The following is a 22508-nucleotide window of genomic DNA, read 5'->3' as shown; positions in this document are numbered from 1 at the left end:
CGTCTCCTCAAAACCCAACCTGATCGCCGCCTTTTAGTGCGAGCCGCATGCGCGCTTCTGCTGGCGTCGCGACCGTAAGGCCAAGGTTTTCTACGATTGATCGGATGCGCGTGACCTGCTCCGCGTTGGATTTGGCCAACTCACCTTTGCTAATGAACAGGCTGTCTTCGAGACCAACCCGAAGGTTTCCGCCGCGCAATGCACTTTGGGTTGCAAAAGGCATTTGGTGACGGCCAGCGGCAAGGACTGACCATTCGTAATTCTCCGCCCCGAACAGCTTGTCCGCTGTGTTGTGCATGTGGGTTAGATGGTCTGCATCCGCGCCAACGCCACCCAAGATGCCGAACACCATCTGAATGAAAAAAGGCGGTTTGATCAGGCCTTGATCCACGAACCATTTGACGTTGTAGAGATGGCCGAGATCATAGCATTCGAACTCGAACTTGGTGCCATGATCACCACCAAGTTTTTCAATGGCGTAACGAATTGTTTTGAAGGTGTTGGGAAAGATGAAGTCCTCTGTCATCTCCAGGAATGGCTGTTCCCAATCGTGCTGAAACTCAGTGTATTTCTGCAGCATCGGAAAAATGCCAAAGTTCATGGAACCCATGTTGAGAGATGCCATCTCTGGGCTTGTTGAGGTCGCCGCCAGTAGGCGCTCATCCATCGACATACCCAAACCGCCGCCGGTAGAGACATTCATCACCACATCAGTGGACTGTTTGATCACAGGCAGGAACTGCTGAAATAGCTCGGGTCGGGGGTCGGGTTTGCCGGTCTCTGGATGCCGTGCGTGCAAGTGAATGATCGACGCGCCGGCTTGGGCCGCTTCAATACTTGCGGTCGCGATCTCGGCGGGCGTAATCGGCAGATGTGGTGACATCGACGGCGTATGGATGCCCCCTGTGGGTGCGCAGGTGATGATGACGGATTTGGGCATCAGAGCTTCATCTGCTGCACTTGTGCAGACAGCCCCCCGTCCAGAACCCACAACTGGCCAGAGGCATACCGTGCTTCGTCGGAAGCAAGCCAGTTAACCAGGTTTGCAATGTCCTGTGGCGTCCCGTAGGTGCGCGTCGGATGAACATCGCGCACGGCCTGTTGCAGCGTTTCAATATTGCCGCCGCCGCCACCAGATCCATCTCCGTTGAAGAAGCTCTGCAGCATCGGGGTATCGATATAGCCGGGGCAGATGGCGTTTACGCGGATACCTTCGGGGCCATGATCGCAAGCCATTGCGCGGGTCAAAGCGTGTACTGCACCTTTGGTTGCGCAATAGGCTGCAAGGCCCGGATCAGCGATGAACCCATCGTAGGAGCCAAAATTGATGAGGCTTGCGCTATTCCCTGTCTTCGCCGCTTCGCGCATCAATGGGATGGCGTATTTCGAGGTCAGGAACGTACCCGTGGAATTAACCGCAAAGCTTTGGTTCCATTCCTCCAGCGTAGTCTCTTCAACGGTTTTTTCGATCTCGATCCCGGCCGCGTTTACTAGGATGTCCAACTTTCCGTGTGTGGCGCGCACATGATCCATCGCCGCGACTGAGTCTGCCTCTTGAGTCACATCCAGCTTAACAAAATGACTGCCATCTTCGTCGTGCTGGTCTAACGATCCTTCCGGTGTAAGGTCAGCTGCAAATACTGTTGCCCCTTCTTTTAGGAACCGCGCGACAATTGCACGCCCGATACCACCGCGCGCGCCGGTCACAAGGGCAATTTTTCCGTTCAACATCATTGGTTTTCATCCTTCAAAGGCGGATAGCGGTAGCAACTCGCGGCAACCGTCCAATCCAAGTTGTTGCGGACATACTGCTGACTTGCATCAGACGGTGGGTTGTAATCCCATGGCGCGCTGGCACCTGCCTCCATCGCGGCATGTAACGCGCGGCGTGATTTCTGCGTGGCAATAATCTTCTTTCGCAATTCACTACCGTCCCACCGTTCCGCGACTTCGGCTGCAAAGCGGGCTGCCGGGTCAGCATAGTCAGGGTCTGTGGCAACATTTTTTGTTTCCAGCGGGTCAGCGTTTAGGTCGTAGAGCTGCGGCGGGTCGCTGTCGCAATGAATGTATTTTAAAGGGCCGCGCCGGATCATGATTACGGGATAGCCCGTCATCTCGGCACAATACTCACCGATGGCTTCATCAACTGGGTCGTATTCGCCACGGGCCAAAGGCATTAGACTGCGGCCGTCGATCGGTTCTCCGATCATCGTCTCATTACCGCCGCCAATATCGATAAATGTCGGCAGCAAATCGACCAGCGACACTGCATTCTGCGTTGTCCCCACTACAATACCTGGCCCGACCATGACCAGTGGAACGCGCGCAGAGTGTTCAAAGAAATTCATTTTATACCACAGCCCACGTTCGCCCAGCATGTCACCGTGATCCGCAGTTACAAACACTATGGTGTTGTCCAACTCGCCCGTCTCTTCGAGGGTCTGAATCAGCTCCCCGATCTTGCTGTCGAAGTAGCTGACATTGGCCAGGTAAGCATGACGCGCGCGACGGATTTCTTCGTCGCTGAGCGGCACATATGATGCTTCGATCCCATCCATCAATCGACGCGAGAACGGGTCCTGATCCTCTGTCGCGGGTGTAAAGGATGGCATGTCGATCTCATCGTCCAAATAGAGATTCCACCATTCGGGCCTCGCAACGTAAGGATCATGCGGGTGAATGAAGCTTACCACCATCGCAAAAGGCGCATCGTTCCCACGTGCTTTGTCTCGGGCAACATCGAAGAGCCAGCGATTGGCGGCAAAGCCAACTTCATTGTCATAGTCGATCTGGAAGGTCGCATGGGCCAAACCGCTTTCCTTGACGGTTTGCATGTTATGATACCACTTATCGATCCGCTCATCAGGCGCTTCCCAATCCGGGGTCCATGCGAAATCTGCGGGGTAGATATCGGTTGTTACCCTGTCTTCGAACCCATGCATCTGATCTGGGCCAACGAAATGCATCTTGCCGGAAAGGCAGGTCCGGTAGCCTAGCGATTTAAGGTAATGCGCAAATGTTGGCACCGAGGCTCTGAACTCGGATGCATTGTCATAAGCTGCAATGCGGCTGATGTGCTGGCCCGACATAAAAGCAAACCGTGAAGGTGCGCAGAGTGGAGAATTGCAATAAGCCGCATCAAAGCGCATGCCGCGCGCGGCCAACGCATCAAGGTGGGGTGTCTTGGCAACCTTGTGCCCGTATGCCCCAGTGAAGTGCGGTGCCAATTGGTCCGCCATGATCACAAGGATGTTTGGCCGCGTCACGCAGCACCTTTTGCGTAAGCATCGAGGACTAGGCCATGGAAGTGATGTACGGCGTGCTCGGATTTGCCGGAACCATCCGGGTCATTGACGATCCGACCTTGGGTGAACGCAGGTGTGTTCATCCCGCGCTGCACACTTTCGACAAGGCTGATATCTTCGACCTGAAGAACTTCGTCCAGATAGCGAATTGCATCCAGCTCCATCGCGTCAGGTTCCGGAGTCTCCAGGAAGAAGTCGTAAGTTTCAAGCGTCCGATCTGGCCCAACAGGGATGATGTTCAACACGATCATGCTTGACCGCCCCGGATACCGCATCAGGCAGGTCGTCGGATAGAGCCACCAAACCGCATGGGTTTTCACGGTGGCATTCGACACGTCATAAGCGGAATTCGGACTTGTTCCCGCGTCAGCCATATGGCTGGAGTAAATGCCGTAGGTCGTAACCTTGTAGGTGTCCATATCCACGAGGTCACAAAAATCCTTGTGCGCTGTAGGACAGTGATAGCACTCTAGGAAGTTGTCCACGACGTTCTTCCAGTTGGATTTGATGTCATAGGTCAGACGATGGCCAAAAGTGAGTTGATCCACATCCGGTGCCCAATGGCGCACTTCGGTTTCCAAGTTGCCGGATTGTTCTGACAAAGAAGTTGCCATCGGATCCAAATTAACGAAAACAAAGCCGCAAAATTCCTCGACCTGCACTGCATCGAGACAAATCTCGTCTTTCCTGAAATCTTCGAGGTTTTCGGTATGTGGCGCACGGGCCAATTGCCCGTCAAGTTTATAGACCCAAGCATGATAGGGGCACATGATCCGCGTTGTATTGCCTTCGCCCGACAGCAATTCATGCGCACGATGTTTGCATACATTATAAAAGGCTCGAAGCTTACCCTCTTTATCACGCACAACTGCAATGGGTTGGCCGGCAATATCCACTGTTACATAAGATCCCGGCTCACGTGTTTTCTCGACATGACATACCCATTGCCAAGTTTTTGAGAGGATGGCGCAAAGGTCTGCGTCAAACCACTTGCGCTCGGTGTAGGCAGCAGCCTGCAATGAGCTGGAGCGCGATGGATCAGCATGATAGCCAAAGAAAATTGTATCTGAATCAGTCATGATTGCGCCTCCGATGTTAGGTTAAATCTATTTCAAGTGGGATTCGGAGCTATGTTTAATCAGCCGCTAGTTTGATTATTTTCGCCAAGCATTTGGCTTTCGGGGACACAGTATTAATCCATCAAGCATTGGATTGAGCTGACAAGCAAATGCAGGGCCCTTGCCGGCACCTGTTCAGCGGTCATTCGTGCACATTACAGCAATCGGTAAAATGGGCTCAGACCGGTCATCTGACAGTTTCAGTAGGTCATTGAGACGGTTCAATCGGTTTAAAGGTCAGCAACGCGGACAAAGCTGACGTTCAGGACTACTGCATGTGTTCGTCATACTCTTGCGAAAAACTGCTTGAGCGGACCGACCGGTCCTTTTGCCGTGAAGCGGGAAATTGCGACAAAGCTCTCATTTTGTTTGGCGTATTCTCTGGCTGCAAGTTATCGAAACGGCTCCCAACTTTTGTCGGAAGCCGCGTTATTGAAAATGAGGGTCTTTGGAAAATCAGGCGTGCCTACCGCCGATCAAGCCGATACCCGAAGTCAGACCGAACCAAACTTTGATCCGCAAACCGACGGCCTTGATGATACCCATGGCCTGGATTCCGTGAGCGACAATTGTGCCTTCCATGTCACCTTCAAAATTGGTGGTGTAAGATTGGACGATGCAACCACTGCCTGGAACCAAAAGATCGCGGTGCTCTGGGTGTATCAGGTCAAGATGCACAACGATCTGACCTCGTTTTGCCTTTTCACTCGGCTCGATCAGGCGACCGCTGGGCGCAAGCTGACCGGAAGAAATCGACTCTTGAATTCGTACGATCCTTGCGGGAAGAACGGTATTGCGCATCGAGATGTTGAAGTTGCTTTCGCATGCCACTTCTGCCGCCATTCCCTCGTACAATTCCGTGCGTGAAACCTGCGAGAAACCAGCAACGATACGTCCTCGCTCGGCATCTTTCCGATCGGGTACGATTAGCATGGCGGGGCTCATTGCAGCTTGCGCTGCGCGCGATCCGACATTTAGGGTGACCTGTTCAACGACACCGTCGACAGAGCTGAGCGTCAACGTCTTTGACAGTTCCACTTGAGCCTGCTTCAACGACGCGCGCGCCGATGCAAGTTGGGCAGGCAGAACAGCACTAGCTTGGACTTGGGCCACGCCAAGTTGGGTTTCAGCAGCTTCCACCTCTGCTTCCCGAGTACTCAAGGTTGCCTGGGCTCGTTCCAGCTGGCTCACTTGAAATGCTGCAGAGTCCTTCGCTCGCAGTGCTTCGTGATCCATCAACACCAACTCGGCCTGCTCTCTAACGGTAATCGCAGCATCCAGCACAGCCTGCGCGGTTTGGACTTGCAGCTCAGCTGCCAGTTTCGCGCTTTCAATTTCCTCTACTTTACGAGTCGCGAACTCCACAGCGGCTTGTTCAGACGCATTCTCGACCGAAAACAGCGGATCGCCCGGTTCTACCCGATCACCGCCCTTTACATAGATATCTGTCACTGTTCCGCCGTTCTCGGCGACGACTGGAACAGTTCTGAAGGGCACAAGACCCGTGTAGGATTTGGGGTAGTAATAGAACACAGCAAAGAACACGACCAGGGCCAGAACGAACCACATGAAAAGAGCCCGGTGAACGTTGTAGAGGGTGACAGGCAGCCCGCGCCATTTAAGGTAGATCACGCGCAGGACAAACGGAAAAGAAGTGACGAGCAATTCGATCATTTTACCAACTCCTCTTTCGAAGGACGCCACCACAACATGAAGTCGCGGGCGATTGCGGTCAGGATCAGGGCGGCTGGCAGTAGAATGCTGAAGTGGCTGAGTGCGGGCATCAGTTCGTACGCCAGGGCTATGGTAAGCATCATCGGAACGGTTGTGCGCAGCGGAGTGCCGGTTGATTTGCGCTCTGTATAACGTTCAAAGCGCGCATAGAGATGTACGACCAGTAGGATCGCAAGGAAGAGGACAATCAGGCCGACCCAAGCATAGGTGTCAGTCTGGTTAGGCGCGACCCACCATCTGGGATCGCCGCCAGCGGCGAAGGCAGGAGTTGAGATGATGCCGAGTACAGGCGCCATCAGGAACGCGGGTGGTTTCATGTTGCAGGTCCTTGATTTACGCAGTCACGCGGTGCGTGAAGATTTCGGTGTCTTGAAGAACGTCAGTTCTCGGTCGGTTGTTGTGATGGTTCTGAGGGTTGTTCCGGCGGGGCGTAGGGGGGATCCCAGCGACGCCCGTTCGGTGTTTTCTCGCCAAGCAACGAAGCGTGCAGGCCGTAAATGTTGCCTCCGGACAATTCCTGTCTGGCAGAGTCGTTGATTGCCTTAAAAACGCGGTAGTACCTTGCGAAGTAGATCATTGCCTTGTCCTTTCTGATGATCGGGACCTAACCGTCATCGCCCCCGCGATCCTTAGGGTTCTGGACATTTGTTGTTGGCTTTTGGACAATTGCAGGAATTACAGGGCGGTGTGTGCCCATCAGGGGAGGAAGCGAAAGTGCCGCAGATCAGTGCATACAGACTGCAAAGTGTCGGGTTGCGTTATTCGCAAGAGCCCGGTGCGCGCATTCCGTTTCCTGAAATTCTGGAAATGGCAGGGGCACCCTCGGATATCGGCAACAGCCCAGACGCCACTGTCGAACTGCTTCATGAAGCGGGCGCCGTTGAAACTGTGTGTCGTGTTTTAGAAGACAAGACCTTTGCCGCGCGGGTGGGGCTTTCTGCGCAAGGTCCCGGAACGCTTTTGGCTTACATTGTGCGGGCAGCAGAAACGGTCGAAGACGCACTGGCATTGACACAGCGCTTTTATGCAATGCAAGACCCTGACCTGCATCTGGATGTTGTAGGGGCGCCTGATGAACCCAAGATCACGCTGGAAAGTAGCGTGATCCCGGCGCATCAATATCCTCGCCATCGCGAAATGCTGGTTTTCGGTCTCTATAAGCGCGTTCAACAGATCACCTCGGGCGGATTTGCCCCTATCTCAATCGAGTTGGAAACGGACGACGTCGAGCATTGTAAGCTGCTGGCCGAGTTGGCCGGGTGCGCCGTAGAAGGGTTCAAGTCCGGATATGCGTTGGCTCTGCCCCCAAACGGTATGAGTTTTCGGATCCCGACTGCAGACCCTACTTTGTTGGGGCATTTGCGCCGGCATGGGGAAGAGCAGCTAAAGGCTCAACCTGATGCGGTCCGAAGTCTGTCTGATCGCATTATAGAGATGCTCGGGGAACGTCTTCCCGGTCCAATACCAAACGGCGATCAAATAGCCGGAGAGCTTGGATTGACGCGACGCACAATGACCCGGCACCTGTCAGCCGAGGGAACAAGCTTTAGAGCACTTTTAGAGGGGGTGTTGTGCGACCTGTCCAAACGGATGCTTCGTAGTGGGGAGGGTGTTGCCCGCGTTGCCTTCATGCTTGGATTTGCGGATCAGGCGGCTTTTTCAGTGGCGTTCAAGCGATGGACAGGTGAAACGCCAGCCAGGTTTCGTAAAGCTGGCCGCTAAGTCTCCTGACCTGTGCAGCGCGCGGGGCCGAAAGATGTCCAAGATCCACAAAACCTTGTCCTGTCCCCAAAAGAAAGCAGGCCATGGGGTCACCTAGTTCAATGGCACACAGCAGCCGCGGTGGTTGCTGACCCAGAACAAGGATGAACCTATGAAAACCTCGAAGAAATTCTTTATCGCCCCGATCTCCGGCGCACTTCTGATCACCATGGCTGCCACAGCTCATGCTGATTATGTCACCGATAAAGCCATCAAAGGCGCAGTTGTCGGCGCTACTGTCGCGGGCATTGCCGGCGAAAGCATCGTAGGCGGCGCGGCCGCCGGCGCTGCGGTTGGTGCCGTAGGCGGTGCGATCCAGAAGGACAATTTCGAAGACGCGCAGGACGAAGCACAAGAACGCCGCGACGATTTCAAAGATGACCATAAGGACTGGAACGAGGACTGAAACGCCATCCCAAACGCAACGAAAAAAGGAGGAAACACAGCCGAACAGAACTGACCGGTCAGCATAAGGTCCATGGGCTCTGCGCTGTTAGCATCCAGACGCAGCGTGACTGACCACCCCGAACAGAACTCGCACAGTTTCTGATAGGTTGCCACCCGGCTCACAAACGAGCCGGGTGGCAACTTCGTTTAGGACACTTGTACACCGGCCGTGCCCTGACTTCGCGTTTCAAATTCCGCTTCCATTCTTGCCCTTCTCGACTTGGGTTTGTCCAAAATCCAAAAACAACCGCCCAGAACCCAAACGAACTGAAACGGCCTCCGCCCCAAATCCTGCTCATCTGAATGACATCGACGAGCTGGCAACCGAGGCAACCCAGGTGACTGCCGCTCTTTGCAATCCGACGCCAAAGGAAACGGCAATGAACCTAATAGCAAACTTTGACGCAGAGACCCTGGCACGCATCCAGTTTGCCTTTACTGTGTCGTTCCACATCATCTTCCCGGCCTTTTCCATCGGCTTGGCAAGCTTCCTGGCCGTCCTCAATGGCCTTTGGCTTTATCGGCGATGAGTTGATTGAGGGCGGGCTGAGCGCCGAGGACTGCGTTGCCGCCGCCCGGATGCTGGAAGACAGTGGCCATGTCGACCTGCTCAACATCCTGGTCGGGGCACCCTACGATGACCTTGGTCTTGCTGAACGGGTGCCCCCTATGGGTCTGCCAGCCGCCCCGCATATTGCTGTGGCCGGGCGCATCCGCGATGCCGTCTACCTGCCGATCCTGCATGCAGGCGGCATCGCGGAGAGAGAGTGTGAAAACTCCGGACCAGGATCTCTCTCGTCGCGCTCGCTTTCAACACCTGTGCAAAAGCTCTCTCAGTAGCGCGAGAGAGCGCACACAAAGGGTGTTTTGAGCCTATTTCGCGGGACGGCCAGAGTTTTCACACAGCCTCCGGACATTGCAACAGCCCGCCACGCGGTTACCGGCGGCCATGTCGATCTGGTGGGCATGACGCGCGCCCAAATGGCTGATCCTTATTTGGTCGCAAAACTTGAACGCGGGGAAGAGGATCGCATCCGCCCCTGTGTCGGCCTCGGGTATTGCGTAGACCGGGTCAATCAGGGCAAACCCGCCGTGTGCGGACACAATGCTGCCACGGGGCGGGAGCAAACTTTACCCCATGTCATTCCTGCCAGCCGCACCCGAAGGAAGGTGGTTGTCGTCGGTGGCGGGCCTGGCGGGCTGGAAGCGGCGCGGGTCAGTGCAATGCGCGGTCACGATGTGGTTTTGTTCGAGGCATCAGATCGGCTGGGGGGGCAGCTTGTTCTGCCAGCCAAGGGGAGGACACGTAGGCAGGTATGGGGTGTGTTGCCGATTGGTTAAATTCCGAGGTGACCGCCCTCGATGTTGATCTCCGCATGAATACCTATGTCGAGGCCAGTAACGTGCTTAGAGAAGCCCCGGAGTTGGTCATAGTTACTACCGGCGGATGGCCCGAGCCATTATCCATTCCGGGCGACGGTCTGGCGCTCTCCAGCTGGGAGGTTCTGTCCGGAGAAGCACGTGTCTCGGGCGAAGTTCTATTGTTCGACGAGATCGGAGACCATCCCGCGGCAGTCACGGCCGACACGTTGGCAGGCGCCGGCCACAGTGTCGAACTTGTGACCCCCGACCGTATGCTTCTGCACGACCTTGGCCCAACGACCTCTGCCGTTGCTTTGCGCGATCTGGCAGCAAACGGGGTGACCTTTACCTGCCTCCACGAACTCCGTGCTGTAAGCCAAGAGGGAAACCGGGTGTGCGCCAGCCTGCGCCATATCTTGACAGGTGATATCACCAAACGTCTTGTCGACCACGTTGCCGTCGAGCATGGTCTGACCCCGATGGACGAGCTCTATCACGATCTAAAGCCAGATTCGCGAAACCTTGGGCAGGTCGATCACAACGCCCTGATCAATGGTTCATTCCCGTTCAGGGACAAAGAGCCGGATGGCCAGTTCTATCTGGCCCGAATTGGTGACGCGATCGCAGGCCGCAATATGCACACCGCGATCCTAGACGCTTTGCGAATTTGTTGTTTAGCCTGAGCTGCGCTCCGAGCATCTTTCATCAGTTGCGGCGAAAGCGGACGTTCAGACGGAATGCAGCGAATGACATGGTGTGTAGGTGTGCTCATAACGCTGCATCCCCGCCATTGATTTTACTCACAAAAATTGAAGACTTTCGCCCATAATATTGCGCGCCATTTGCGCATAAGTTTGCACGATTTGTCCATAACATTGCGCTGTTCGAGAAACGCGTTCAATTGATGGTAGTCACGGCACATCTTCTTCAACTAAAACTGGACGCCTCTCAATCAAGAGTGCATTCTGACTGGAAATATTTAACCCTGATCATAGGGAGGCAGTTCATTCGCAGGCTTGTGTTAGATCCCCGCTTCAAGAATGGATATTGCCGTAACCGCTAGGTGAGCGCGTCCAAACCGGCGCGCTCACTTTGCTTGGTATTGCCTATCACGACGGAGTTAAGAGCGATATATTACTCTGCGGCAACCGCTTCCTCTGCCAGTGCCGGGTAATCGGTGTACCCTTTTTCATTGCCGCCGTAGAGAGTGGTTGGATCGAGCTCATTCAGTGCGGCGTCTTTCTCCAGCCGGTTGACAAGATCCGGGTTGGAAATGAATGGCCGACCAAAGGCCACCAGATCGACGGCGCCGGTATCAACCGCTTCAATCGCCATGTCTCGGTCATAAGCGTTGTTGCCCATTTTCGCACCGTCAAACAATTCATAGAGCGCCTTCAGATCGCCACCTTCCGGAATATCGCGCGGGCCGCCGGTCTGTCCCTCCACGAAATGGAGATAGGCCAGCCCATAGCCATTCAGCAATTTGACCGCATGGGTGAATGTCGCCTGCGGGTCACTGTCGGAGATGTTGTTGGCGTCTGAAAACGGGCTGAGGCGGACACCAACACGGTCGGCGCCCCAGACATCGACAACTGCGTCCATGACCTCTTTCAGGAACCGCGCTCTGTTCTCTACAGGGCCGCCGTATGCGTCTTCACGCTTGTTGGACTCGTCCCGCAGGAACTGATCGATAAGATATCCATTGGCTGCATGGACCTCGACACCGTCGAAACCGGCTTTCCGGGCGTTTTCCGCGGCCCGCCGGTAGTCGGCGACAATGCCAGCAATTTCTTCGATACCCAGAGCCCGCGGCTCAGATGTTTCAACAAACTGCTCACCATCAAACGTCTTGGCCTTAGCTCCAATTGCGGATGGTGCAACAGGGGCGCCACCATCCTGCTGCAAGCTGTAATGCGAAATCCGGCCCACATGCCAAAGCTGGATTACGATCTTCCCGTCCTTGGCATGGACGGCCTCAGTCACTTTCTTCCAGCCGTTGATCTGCGCTTCGGAATAAATGCCGGGCGTCCAGGCATAGCCCTTGCCTTGGGGCGAGATTTGCGAAGCTTCCGTGATGATCAATCCAGCACCCGCCCGCTGGGCGTAGTACTTGGCCTGCAATTCATGGACGCTGTCATCCTCGGCTCTGGCCCGGTTGCGGGTCAGTGGCGCCATAACAATGCGGTTTTTCAGCTCGATTGCACCAGCTTTGATGCCGGAGAACAGTTTTTCATCAGCCATTGCTGCTTCCTTCTTTGGTAAACTTCGATCAGATATTATTGGACCAATCAGTCCAATATTAGGGTCACTGTCTCTTGTTTGAGTTTGTGTTAGGTTTCATTTCCTTTTGGTGGCGGGCGGCCTTATGGCGAAATCACCAACCGGGCTTGTTTCAGGGTTTGCGATATCTGCTCATCGGGAACGCCCGCCTTACGCAAGGCTAGTGTGCCGATTGCAAGGGACGCAAAGGCGCGTGCCTTGTCGAGTACCTGTCCCGGATCCGAAGGCTCAAGCGCTCTTGCAATAATCTCGTCAATACTCTCCAAATGCTGTCGCCCGAGAGCCGCCACTTCATCATCATGAGGAGCAAGCTCCGTAAGGCAATTGATCAGCATGCAGCCGTCACGACCACCTTGCGGGTTCGCCAAAGCTTCCATTATCGCACCAACGGGGTCATTTCCGCCCGCATCTGCAACGTCACGCAGATTTTTTAAACCACGCCTTGAATAGTGGCTGAGGGCTTTGTGAAACAAAGCCTGCTTGTTGCCAAATGCTCCATAAAAGCTAGACCGACTCAAACCCATGGCCTTGGTCAGATCGTCCACGGACGCGGTCTCGTAGCCCTTGTGCCAGAATACGCACAAGGCTTTTTCCAATGCCTCAGCTTCGTCAAAGGCACGAGGTCTACCTGGACCTGCGGATGATTTGATGTCGCCATTTGGGAGAGTTTTTTTGCTCATGCGCATGATTTGGAATGATTGGTCCAGAAATTCAAGGTGGCGGTAGGAAATTTTTGGAATGTTCAGTCCGTATTGTGGCCAGAGAAAGGAATTTAGGTCGGTAGAAATACAAAACCTCCCCATCCCGCTTGGTGTCACGCCAGTCTTAGGATCGGGACCTTTTGTCTTTTTGCGGGAGTGTCAGACGAAGAGGATCGTGATCGTAGAAAAGAGAACCCGCGCTCGGTACTAGTTTCCAACACTGGACAGAGTGACTGGCGGCTTTGTCCAATGCGTTGATGTTGATCACTCACAAACCAGAGATTGGTTCGGTAGATCCATGGCCAATGCCCTCAGCTTGTGAGGATTACTACTCCAATGAGTAACAAAGCCACGAATTCAGAACTGGTTTTACGAGCATCAGTACGGCGGGCCATTGTAAGCAAACCAATAATAATTTCAGCGCGCTAGGTTAAAATAGCGAGGTTAGCTGAAGTTAAGTTTGCCCAATGTGAACTTCTTAACTTTGGCTAGAACAATTTTTTGGCAGTATCGTTTCATGAGTTGTTAGTGAGTTTAGTGAGTAAATAGATGTATTTGCATAGTTTCGAGGGTCATTGTTGCGCGGTCAATGACATCCGGATGGATGATTTTGCGCGTGAGTATCCGTTGCTAGACGATGCCGGCGTGCACGCACAATGGCAAAAGGGCTCCTGGCAGATCACGCGGATAGCCGACATCTGGACACGAACCGGGAAGGTATTTTCGTTGCCTTACAATGGGGCCAACGCCTATCCATCTTTCCAGTTTGCTGAGGATGGAACACCGCTTCCTTTGATGGAAAAAGTGTTGAAAGCCCTGCCACGTGAAATGACCCCGTGGCAATGCGCGTTCTGGTTAACCTCACCCAAATTGGAACTCGGAGGGGAAAGCCCGGCAATTCGCATTCAGACCGGCGATGACTGCATAGTCGATATCGCAGGCGAAGCTGATGGTCTGATGGCAGCTTAGTGTTAGCTTTTGGTCACTCATATGTCGTACAGCATCTGGCAAGTTCGTGTCTCCCCTGCTGTTTCTGCCTCCGGCAAGAATAGCGAGAACAGGGCACTCAAATGTCCAATCTCCTCTGAGGGTTCAGAGACAATACCAAGCAGTCCAACCATAGATATGATTGGCTAAAAGCATACTGAAATACGGGTCTTATCTAGGTCGTCGCATATCGATACCCGTTGGAGAAAGTCCCACCGACAAGTACAGCTGCTCCACTAATCTGCTATCTGCCGCTACGCGCAGCCGAAACTCAACAAACTCGGTTTCTGCGTACCTCTGTCAAACAGACTTCACCGCTCAAACACAGCCATCATCTGCCTCCGCAATCGCGTCAGATCCTCATCCACGCTAGCGGCAGGATCGCACGCGAATGCTGGCAATGCCTCCACACGGATCGTCCCGCTGCGCGGTAAATGTTTGCCGCGTGGAAGTATACTATCGCTGTCGTGGATGACAATAGGGGTGATCGTACGGCCGGTTTCTCGGGCGACTAAGACAGCACCCGCTTTAAAATCCCCTAGCGATTCTGTTTTGGCTCGGGTGCCTTCTGGGAATAGCACAATGGAACAGCGGGCAGGCATTTCCCGGACGGCCTTTATCAGCGTATCTATGGCCGTTGAGCCGGAGACCCGGTCGATAGGGACAAGACCCGCTCCATCAAAACCAGTGCGCAGGAGTTTGCTGTTCCAGAACTCTGATTTCGCCGCGAAAGTGAACCATTTGGTGTCGGGCACCACGTGCATGAGACAGAAACCATCCAGATGGCTACGGTGGTTGACTACGATGATGCTGTTATTGTCGGAGGCAAGGGCATTCTTTTCCTCAGGACGCATCTCGACGCGGATGCTGAGGAGCCACAGCAAGCGTGAACATGACCGTTTCACCAGGCGCCAATACCAACCCCGAAACCCTCTGCGCCGAACGCAAAGAAGAGGGGCAAAGGCCACGAAGAGGAAATAAAACAGGCCGATAAGAACCAGTATAGCGCGCTTGATAAGGCGTATTGGCAATGGGTCAATGGCGCGAGTAGCGCGGTCTTGACCGACAGGTGAAAGGGGCATGACATCCTCTGATAGGGCCTGTGGCAGGTGCGTAAGCCGTGAATAAAGGCCACCGGATATCCTCCGGCAGCGCTTTGACATGCGCCACTTGCGAAGGAAGACAGCCACCGCCCACCTCTCTATCTGTCGAAGCCAGTACCATATCAATGAAAAAAGACGACGTAGGGGAATGTATCTTGGTGCTTCAGTGTGACTTGAGTACCAACTGACCGGCCTTGGCATAGAATATCGGTAAGAGCCTAAGACCACCGCGGGTGGAGGTGGTCGATTGTGTCCTTTGGCACGCAGAACACATCAAACAAACGGTGGCAAAGTTCCGTATCTCGTTTTCCACTTACGAAACCGTTCGCTGGGAGGCCGGAATGACCGCTCTTTGCGCCGCATGGCAGCGCGAAGGGTGATGCGACCGCAGCGTCAATCCCGCTGCGAGCGCGCGCATCAAGAAATTTGAATTCACAGTTTGGGCTCCAAGCGACCATTTCGGTATCTATTTACAAAGTGGATGTTCATGTCTTCGGCCTCACTTCACGGGTATTTCGGTGAACCGGCGAACCGCTAGGACCGAAGCAGCGTAATCCCCCAATGAAATTCCTCTGAAAGCAAAAGCCGCCGGTTTATTGCGTGCTCGGGCGTCGACCTTGCCAGCGACCAATTCCGTCAAGTCTCCAGCAATTTGCTCGTATGGCAACATCGGCTTGTCGCTTTCCAACTCCTGCAAACGGTCGTCGACAATTACCGTTTCGAAAGCAGTCATGCGCGCCGGCACCCATGGGATACAGGCATCAGTTATGGTGGCGAAGGCCGCTGGCTTCAGCCATCGGGCATCCAAGAAGGGTTCAATAGAGTAGTCCAACGTTATCGATGTCACTATCAGTTCGGCGTCACTCAAAGCGTCCCTAGCATTGGCGCATGTTTCAGCTTCGAGACCCATGCCCCGAGCGTATCGACAAAGCTTGTCGGCATTATCTTTGCCACGCCCGAACACGCGGATTCGTTTCAGGGGAAACAGTTCTGAAAACGCCGCTAGATGGGAATGAGCCTGCACGCCCGCGCCCACAAAAGCCACCGTTTCAGCATGAGGGTCAGCAAGCCGACGCGCTGCCACCACTGACAGCGCCGCAGTTCTGACTGCCGTAATCCAATTCGCTCCCAAGACTGCACGAAGTAGTCCGGTTTGCGCATCCATAACCATGATGGCACCGTTTATCGCGGGAAGACCCCTCGCCGGATTTTCCGGACACACTGTAACCTGCTTGGTCACGATGAATCCATCATCTCCCATTGCCAATGTAGACATTGCGTAGCGCCCGTCGCCGGGCAAGATGACTGTCTTGGGAGAAGTGTGAAGCTTTCCGTCTACCTTGGCTATTAGGGCGGACTCGATGGCATCGGCAACTTCAGAAGGTTGGATACCTAAACTTCCGAGGTCGTCGTCAGACAGGTAAATTAGGGCGTTTTCAGAAGTCACAGGGTCCCTCACTTAAGCAATTTGGCTTTTTGACTGAATACATTGTCTTCAGCAGTTCTTCCTATCGGTTTACCCTCACAGAAGTATTTACGCTGTAACTTTCAATCGCCCGATCCAATGCACAGAAAAGAATTGCGACTTCATTTTTCTGAAAACGTGAACCTAGCAGAACGCCTGATTTGCTCGCAATTCGAAGTTTACAATATCTCTTTGAAGGTCGGCTTAGGGCTGCGATCTGCCAAATGCGCTCGCAGCATCTCAGGCGAATGGGAACGTCCGGTCCGGGCTCTCTGCCGCCATTCTCTGCGACGTGCCCCGACCGGAGGTATGAGCCCTGAGCCGCCATTGATCACACTTCAGCCTTTCGCTCATGCAGCAGGTCGCGATCCGCGCAAACCGGACATTTCCTGTCTGGTTCGTGGATGGCTGTGACGCGGACTTTCCCGACCTTGGATTTTATACCTTCGCTGGCGCAGCATCACCGTGCACATGCAGCATCAAGAGTTCTGCAACACGGCGCGTTTCCCGTTTGCAGTCATTCAAGCGCGCCGAAAACTAGAAATTCCGAACCAACCCTTCGCCGTACGTCGGGCAGGCGAGTAAGGAGTAGACAAAACGGTCCCGCATCGAGCCTGCGCCAACGTCGACTTCCAGATCGTACCTTACAACGCTCATCAACATTCGGATGGGTGTTATTGGAGTTTGGTGAGCTGATTAAGCCTTTGGACGCATTAAAAATTCGACCTATTTCGGGCACGAACCCTGCAAAGGTCACTCCGACGCTCCCCACTCCAAAAGAATGGACTGATAGCTGGGACTTTGCGGATAGTTTGGGTGTGTTTTCGCGAGTTCCGCCCAAGCCCGGTTGGCTTCTTGCTCACGATCGAGTTTGGACAATGTAAACGCTTCGTACACTCTGCCCGGCAAGAAATTGGAATTGCGATCATGTGCGCGACGAAACTGCCTCAAGGCAGCCTCATAATCACCAAGTAAGAATTGAGCGCGTCCAAGCGCAAATACGTAGGTGACGCTGTAGTTCGGATTCAAACGAAAGGCTTTGTTGATAGATTGCAATGCGGCATCGCCGTCGACATTTGTCGAAAGGATGAGCGACCTCCATAAGAACGCATCGGCGAAATTTGGGTCGAGAGCGATGGCCTGATTGACCGCAGCCAGAGCCCCGTCCAGATCCTTGTCCCAGCGGAGCGCCCAGGCAAGATTGGCGTGTCCCGCCGGAAGGTCCGGATCAATCGTCAGAGCTTTTCGCGCCAACTGAATGGCTGCGTCAACGGTTTCGCCCTTTGAAGGATTGTGACCGGCTAAAAATGAAAACGTCAACGCGCGCGATTGCCAAGCATAAGCATCGGCATAGTTCGGATCGACTTCAATAGCGCCGCCGAAGAGATCGGTGGACGCGAGAACGCTGGTGCGGTCAAACCTATAGAACTGCTCCTGACCACGAAGCAGAAGGTCATGCGCCGTGGGATCAGCCGTGCCGCGATGGTCGAGACGGTATGCTTCCCTATCGGTCAGGGCGACTTCCAGTGCTTCGACGATCCGGCGTGTGACCTCGTCCTGGACTTCAAAGATGTCTGCAGCACTACGGTCAAAACGCTCGGCCCATATGTGAGCATCAGTTGTGACATCGATCAGCTGCGCCGTGATCCGCAGCCTGTCGCCGTCGCGCCGGACACTTCCCTCCAGGACATGGCCGACGTCCAGAGCTTCCCCAATCTCTTTAATGGAAACCTGCTGGCCTTTGTAAACAAACGTCGAATGCCGGGCGATGACTCGGAGGCCTGAGATGACGGACAGGTCCGTAATGATATCTTCCGTAATACCGTCGCTGAAATATCCCTGGTCCGGATCCGGGCTCATGTTGTCAAACGGAAGTACAGCGATAGAAACCTGGTCCGATTGCACCGTATCCGGTTCTCCTGGTTTGCCTGTACCAAAGCCAACGATAAACCACAGAACGACAGCCGAAACGCAAAGGGCAGCCAGAACCACGATCAGACGGCGGGGCAATTCTGTGCGTTCATTCGATGGTGCAGTAAGTGTCGGGGGGGTGACAGGCACTGCGCGTAGGGTGAACTTCGGTGCGTACCCGCCTTTCGGAAGCTCGATAATAACAGCGTCATTCCGTCCGTCATGCGCGTAGAACTCAGTCAACTTCGACCGCAGGCGGCCTGCCTCGACCCGGACAATTGAATCAATCACAGGATCGAAGCTTTCGTCACGGTCATAGACATCAATACCGATGCTGTATTGGTTCAAATTCATCTGTTTACCAGAGAGAGATTGTTCGACGACATAGCGAAGGAAACGGCTTTGACGTTCGCCGTGAACAAAGGTCTCACTTCCGAGAACACGATCCAATTGCTCTCGAATTTGCACATTGTTGGCTCGGCCTATCTCTGCGATCTCGGCCACCTCTCTCCCCAGTCTGATCAAGATTACGCGGCAACACCGGCTTCGTCCAACGGACCGCAACGTCCCTGACCTCGCCGCACGAATCGCGGAGCCTGATGGCCGAAGTCACACGCACTGAATTTGGAGAAAGCCGCCTCAAAGGAACCGTCGGAGCAGCGTGCCTGAAGGACCGCACGTCAGCTACGGCAAGTTAGCTTATAAAAGTACATTTTATCAACGCGTTACCCAAAAAACACGTGCGTGTGTAACCGTTACAAACTCCTGATCTTGGTGTGCTGCGGCCATCCTTTCCCTCATCGAACTTCAACTGAAACGGAAAGGACGAAGAGATGATCGACATCACCCCCAAGAACGAGACTCGATTTGGCCGGATCACCGCGTTTTTGAAGGCCTGGGACGAAGCAATCCACTTTGATCCAACTGAGTTGCTCCAGACACGCATCCGAAATCTGGAAACGCATGTCTCCAAATTGGAAGCGCTGGATGTCCGGGTGACCAACAACGACCAAGCCGCCTGATCCGCACAAAAGGAGGAATTGTTATGCCTATTGATCTGATTTTTATGTTGCAGCTTGGCCTCAGCGTGATTGTCTGCACTCTGGTCGCCATCCGCGTGACGCCAGTTCTAGACCAACTGGCTTGGCGGGATGCCATGTTCTGGTTGGCCGTACCGCATGCATTTCGACATCTGGGACTGGTGTTCCTCGTGCCTGGCGTGGTGGCTGAAACCATGCCCGGCGGGTTCGCAGCCGAGGCTGGTTACGGTGATTTGTCCGCCGCTCTGGCGGCGACACTCACGCTGACCGCCCTATGGCGAGGTTGGGCGGTGGCGCTGCCTTTGCTGTGGGCATTGAATATTATCGGCGTCTACGATCTGGCCAACGCCCTTCAGCAAGTTGAGGCCGTGCCGCACTTCCAAGCTGCCTGGTACATCCCGACCTTTGTTGTCCCGGTCCTCATTGTGACGCACGCGATGATGCTCATCCGCCTGGTGCACATGGCACTCGGCACGCGATCGGCTGCGGGGCGTGCTCGGTGATGGATCAAATTACACGACACTCAAGAACAATGAACGCGCATTTTTTTGGATGCGCGTCAATCCCTGGCCCTTGCATTGTGGAGGCGGCAACGAGACGCCAAAACAAGTCCGATCTATTGGCCGAATTCATCGATCAGGAAGTCGAGGAACACGCGGACTTTCGAAACGACATAGCGCCTGGAGGGGTAAACCGCGTAGAGGAATGTCTCGTTCGGCGTCCAGTCCTCAAGGGCGGACGTAAGCCGACCGGACGCGAGGTCGTCTTCGACGTACATTCTGGGAATGAGGCTGAGGCCAAAGCCCGCACGCAACGCATCGCGTACGGCCAGGCTGGACGACACCTTGTAGCGGCTCCGAATCGGCACTTTCACCGCGCGACCGTTTCTACGAAATGTCCATTCTGCGGCGTGATCCGACAGGCTGAATTGTACGCAAGTATGCTGAGACAGCTCCTCTGGCTTTTCCGGGCGGGCGTAGGTTTTGAAGTAAGAGGGCGATGCGCACAACACGTGATCCATGGTCGTCAGTTTACGCGCGATAAGGGCAGAATCCTCAAGATTGTCAGACCCGCGCAAGGCAATATCAAAACCTTCTTCAACAAGGTTAACCCTGCGGTCTTCAAGACGCAGATCCAAAGTAAGCTCGGGATAACGGTCGAGGAATCTGGGGATCGCCTCGGACAGCCCGACAAGCGTGACCGTCATCGGCGCGCTGACCCGCAACAAGCCGGATGGCGCGCTCTGCATGGCCAGAAGCGTACCGTCGGCCTCTTCGAGGTCCTCAAGGATTTGGGCGACCCGGTCGAAGTAGAGCGCGCCTGCCTCAGTCAGGCTCATGCGTCGCGTCGTACGGTTGATTAAACGGGTTGCGAGGTGGGCCTCGAGTTCACTGACATTTTTGCTGACTGCGGCAGGCGACAAGCCGAGTTTGCGAGATGCCTCAGCAAAACTGCCAAACTCTACGACGTTTCTGAACACGGTCAGCGCGGTCATACGATCCATTACTATTTACTATCAGTGAATAGTTAAATCACCAACAACCATGTTATAAACTATTTCGTAATAATGCATATTCACTCAACACAAACTCCGGAACCTGTCGTCCCTCACAAGAGGTTTCCGACTGAATTTGAAGACTAGGAGAACCTGATATGCAACTCGCAAGAACCCCTGATCACCCCGTAGACCCGCTTTTCCTGTCACGCTGGTCGCCACGTGCTTATGATGCGTCACTCCTTCCTGATGCAGACCTGATGACCATTCTCGAGGCCGGTCGCTGGGCGCCTTCTGCCTATAATGTTCAGCCCTGGCGGTTTCTCTACGCCCGGCGCAACGACGATCTCTGGCCCAAATTTCTTTCGGTCCTGGACCCTTTGAACAGCCGTTGGGCAATCGACGCATCCGCATTGATCTTTTTATTGTCGGACACGGTAATGCCAGGTGATGGCGACCGACCGGAAGCAATTTCTCACTACAACAGTTTCGATGCCGGGTCGGCCTGGGCGCAGATCGCATTGCAAGCGACAGCGCTTGGTTATGCCGCGCATGCAATGGCCGGATTAATGTTTGACGAAGCACCAAATGTGCTGCGCTTTCCGGACCGGTACAAGCTGGAGATTGCAATCAGCATTGGACGACGGGCCGATCCTGCAGGCCTGCCTGACGACCTCAGGGCCGAAGAGGAGCCAAGCGGCCGGATGCCACTTGATCAGATTGCCTTCGAGGGGTGCTTTCCTGCCGCGCCCACTACCATTGCAGCGGAATAGGGAGACTTGAGATGCCGCGCTATTCCATCCCCGCGTTATCCGACAAGAAAGCCCGAGGCGGATCGCAGTTTTACGTTCACGCCTTGATGCTGACCGCTACGCTGCTGGTTGCCACGTCTTTTCCCGTGGTGAATGCCATTGCCGATGGTCTGGACAGTATTGTGCTGACCTTTCTAAGATTTGCCCTGGCAACAATGCTGTTTGCACCGATCGTTGTCTGGCGCTTTGGGATATCGCTGCCGCGCCCGGGTGATATGGTCCGATACAGCGTGCTTAGCGTTTTTCTGGTCTTCTTCTTCTGGTGTATGTTCGCCTCCCTGCGCCAGACAACGCCATTGAACACCGCCGCGATCTTTGCTTTGACGCCCGTCGTCACGTCGATCATCGCAGCCATCCTGCTGCGCGAACCGCTTGGCCTGTCGGCTCGGATCGCCCTGCCGATCGGTGCTGCCGGCGCGATCTGGGTGGTCTTCCGCGGTGACTTTTCCGCAGTGCTGTCCCTAAGCATCGGAAAAGGCGACCTTCTGTTTCTGGCAGGGACAATCTCGCTCGCCATCTACAGCACCTTGGTCAAAGTCCTTCATCGCGGCGAGCCCATGGCGAGGATGACGTTCTGGACCATGGCGACCGGTTCGATCTGGCTGTTTCTGTTGTCGTTTCCCAGTCTAGACAAGGTGGATTGGAGCGACGTACCGCTACAGGTTTTTTTTGGCATCGCCTATCTTGCTGTCTTCACGACGATCGTCACGTTCGTCATCTTCCAGTGGAGCACCACAAAGATCGGGCCGACACGGGTTGTATCTTATACATTTCTGAACCCGGCTTTGGTCCTACTGCTTGGGGTGCTGTTCGGGGCACCACTGCCGCCTATTGCCACGTGGCCCGGGGTCGTTCTGGTTGTGACCGCCACCATCGTTCTACAATCCAATTTGAAGTCTGCGCGTCGCCGCCCCCAGAAACATGTAGCCCCAACGGCCTAAGTTTGCGGGAACCGGATGACCAACGGGCAACGTGATCAATCAAGGG

At 54.5% G+C, this 22508-nt stretch carries 22 protein-coding genes and 1 pseudogene; 11 read left to right on the top strand and 12 right to left on the bottom strand.

Annotated features, from left to right (window positions below; translation table 11 throughout):
- Positions 1-7 precede the first annotated feature (7 nt).
- From kce to AC2FIS_RS21865, 6 genes are all read right to left on the bottom strand, one after another.
- Complete coding sequence (gene kce, locus AC2FIS_RS21890; RefSeq protein WP_496775389.1) at positions 8-940, bottom strand: 3,5-dioxohexanoate:acetyl-CoA acetone transferase; 933 nt, start codon at positions 938-940, stop codon at positions 8-10.
- Positions 940-1734, bottom strand: coding sequence for an SDR family NAD(P)-dependent oxidoreductase (locus AC2FIS_RS21885; protein WP_058273719.1), 795 nt, complete (start codon positions 1732-1734; stop codon positions 940-942). Before AC2FIS_RS21885 ends, kce begins: the two co-directional genes overlap by 1 nt.
- A complete protein-coding gene (betC, locus tag AC2FIS_RS21880) occupies positions 1731-3266 on the bottom strand; it encodes a choline-sulfatase (protein WP_496775387.1) in 1536 nt (511 codons plus the stop codon). The genes AC2FIS_RS21885 and betC overlap by 4 nt, the downstream gene beginning before the upstream one ends.
- On the bottom strand, positions 3263-4384 hold the full coding sequence (locus AC2FIS_RS21875; RefSeq protein ID WP_496775386.1) for an aromatic ring-hydroxylating oxygenase subunit alpha: 1122 nt from the start codon (positions 4382-4384) through the stop codon (positions 3263-3265). Before AC2FIS_RS21875 ends, betC begins: the two co-directional genes overlap by 4 nt.
- A gap of 495 nt (positions 4385-4879) precedes the next feature.
- Positions 4880-6097, bottom strand: a complete 1218-nt coding sequence (locus AC2FIS_RS21870) for an HlyD family secretion protein (protein ID WP_496775385.1) — start codon at positions 6095-6097, stop codon at positions 4880-4882.
- Positions 6094-6474 carry a hypothetical protein gene (locus tag AC2FIS_RS21865; RefSeq protein ID WP_496775384.1) on the bottom strand — a complete coding sequence of 127 codons (381 nt, stop codon included), beginning with the start codon at positions 6472-6474 and terminating at the stop codon, positions 6094-6096. The genes AC2FIS_RS21870 and AC2FIS_RS21865 overlap by 4 nt, the downstream gene beginning before the upstream one ends.
- 397 nt (positions 6475-6871) lie before the next feature.
- Between AC2FIS_RS21865 and AC2FIS_RS21860 the strand changes: the two genes are divergently transcribed.
- The 6 genes and pseudogenes from AC2FIS_RS21860 (at position 6872) to AC2FIS_RS21835 (ending at position 10410) form a co-directional block, all read left to right on the top strand.
- On the top strand, positions 6872-7879 hold the full coding sequence (locus AC2FIS_RS21860; RefSeq protein WP_496775383.1) for a helix-turn-helix domain-containing protein: 1008 nt from the start codon (positions 6872-6874) through the stop codon (positions 7877-7879).
- A gap of 151 nt (positions 7880-8030) precedes the next feature.
- Positions 8031-8324, top strand: a complete 294-nt coding sequence (locus AC2FIS_RS21855) for a glycine zipper domain-containing protein (protein WP_145975873.1) — start codon at positions 8031-8033, stop codon at positions 8322-8324.
- Positions 8325-8745: 421 nt separating this feature from the next.
- Positions 8746-8892 (top strand): annotated as a pseudogene (locus AC2FIS_RS21850) (cytochrome ubiquinol oxidase subunit I); the annotation flags it as partial.
- Positions 8870-9205: a hypothetical protein gene (locus tag AC2FIS_RS21845; RefSeq protein WP_496775381.1), complete on the top strand. Its 336-nt coding sequence runs from the start codon at positions 8870-8872 to the stop codon at positions 9203-9205. The pseudogene AC2FIS_RS21850 and the gene AC2FIS_RS21845, both read left to right, overlap by 23 nt.
- 27 nt (positions 9206-9232) lie before the next feature.
- Entirely contained in the window at positions 9233-9706 is a 474-nt protein-coding gene (locus tag AC2FIS_RS21840) for an FAD-dependent oxidoreductase (RefSeq protein ID WP_496775380.1), read from the top strand.
- A 35-nt stretch (positions 9707-9741) separates the two neighbouring features.
- Positions 9742-10410, top strand: coding sequence for an NAD(P)/FAD-dependent oxidoreductase (locus tag AC2FIS_RS21835; protein WP_496775379.1), 669 nt, complete (start codon positions 9742-9744; stop codon positions 10408-10410).
- A 451-nt stretch (positions 10411-10861) separates the two neighbouring features.
- On the opposite strand, the gene AC2FIS_RS21830 is transcribed toward AC2FIS_RS21835, so the two are convergent.
- Both AC2FIS_RS21830 and AC2FIS_RS21825 read right to left on the bottom strand, forming a co-directional pair.
- A complete protein-coding gene (locus AC2FIS_RS21830) occupies positions 10862-11968 on the bottom strand; it encodes an alkene reductase (protein WP_496775377.1) in 1107 nt (368 codons plus the stop codon).
- Between the two features lie 122 nt (positions 11969-12090).
- Positions 12091-12825 carry a TetR/AcrR family transcriptional regulator gene (locus AC2FIS_RS21825; RefSeq protein ID WP_496775376.1) on the bottom strand — a complete coding sequence of 245 codons (735 nt, stop codon included), beginning with the start codon at positions 12823-12825 and terminating at the stop codon, positions 12091-12093.
- 483 nt (positions 12826-13308) lie between these two features.
- Between AC2FIS_RS21825 and AC2FIS_RS21820 the strand changes: the two genes are divergently transcribed.
- Positions 13309-13677, top strand: coding sequence for a hypothetical protein (locus AC2FIS_RS21820; RefSeq protein ID WP_496775374.1), 369 nt, complete (start codon positions 13309-13311; stop codon positions 13675-13677).
- A gap of 329 nt (positions 13678-14006) precedes the next feature.
- Here the strand turns inward: AC2FIS_RS21820 and AC2FIS_RS21815 are convergent, their stop codons facing one another.
- The 3 genes from AC2FIS_RS21815 to AC2FIS_RS21805 form a co-directional block, all read right to left on the bottom strand.
- Entirely contained in the window at positions 14007-14777 is a 771-nt protein-coding gene (locus AC2FIS_RS21815; protein ID WP_496775372.1) for a lysophospholipid acyltransferase family protein, read from the bottom strand.
- Positions 14778-15297: 520 nt separating this feature from the next.
- A complete protein-coding gene (locus tag AC2FIS_RS21810) occupies positions 15298-16245 on the bottom strand; it encodes an ornithine cyclodeaminase family protein (protein ID WP_496775371.1) in 948 nt (315 codons plus the stop codon).
- A gap of 771 nt (positions 16246-17016) precedes the next feature.
- A complete protein-coding gene (locus tag AC2FIS_RS21805; RefSeq protein ID WP_496775368.1) occupies positions 17017-18678 on the bottom strand; it encodes a tetratricopeptide repeat protein in 1662 nt (553 codons plus the stop codon).
- A 329-nt stretch (positions 18679-19007) separates the two neighbouring features.
- Here AC2FIS_RS21805 and AC2FIS_RS21800 point away from each other — a divergent pair, with 329 nt between their 5' ends.
- Together AC2FIS_RS21800 and AC2FIS_RS21795 are read left to right on the top strand one after the other, a co-directional pair.
- Positions 19008-19196, top strand: a complete 189-nt coding sequence (locus AC2FIS_RS21800) for a hypothetical protein (protein ID WP_496775367.1) — start codon at positions 19008-19010, stop codon at positions 19194-19196.
- A gap of 23 nt (positions 19197-19219) precedes the next feature.
- Positions 19220-19717, top strand: coding sequence for a DUF8737 domain-containing protein (locus tag AC2FIS_RS21795; protein ID WP_496775365.1), 498 nt, complete (start codon positions 19220-19222; stop codon positions 19715-19717).
- A gap of 113 nt (positions 19718-19830) precedes the next feature.
- Here AC2FIS_RS21795 and AC2FIS_RS21790 read toward each other — a convergent pair whose 3' ends face one another.
- Positions 19831-20718, bottom strand: a complete 888-nt coding sequence (locus tag AC2FIS_RS21790) for a LysR family transcriptional regulator (RefSeq protein WP_496724974.1) — start codon at positions 20716-20718, stop codon at positions 19831-19833.
- Positions 20719-20867: 149 nt separating this feature from the next.
- Here AC2FIS_RS21790 and AC2FIS_RS21785 point away from each other — a divergent pair, with 149 nt between their 5' ends.
- Entirely contained in the window at positions 20868-21482 is a 615-nt protein-coding gene (locus AC2FIS_RS21785; RefSeq protein WP_496724976.1) for a nitroreductase family protein, read from the top strand.
- 11 nt (positions 21483-21493) lie between these two features.
- Positions 21494-22462: a DMT family transporter gene (locus AC2FIS_RS21780; RefSeq protein WP_496775364.1), complete on the top strand. Its 969-nt coding sequence runs from the start codon at positions 21494-21496 to the stop codon at positions 22460-22462.
- Positions 22463-22508: the final 46 nt, after the last annotated feature.

The organism is Ruegeria sp. CDSB113 (genome assembly GCF_059611045.1).
The sequence above is the reverse complement of the archived record's forward strand: the minus strand, read 5'-3'. Positions and strand labels throughout refer to the sequence as shown.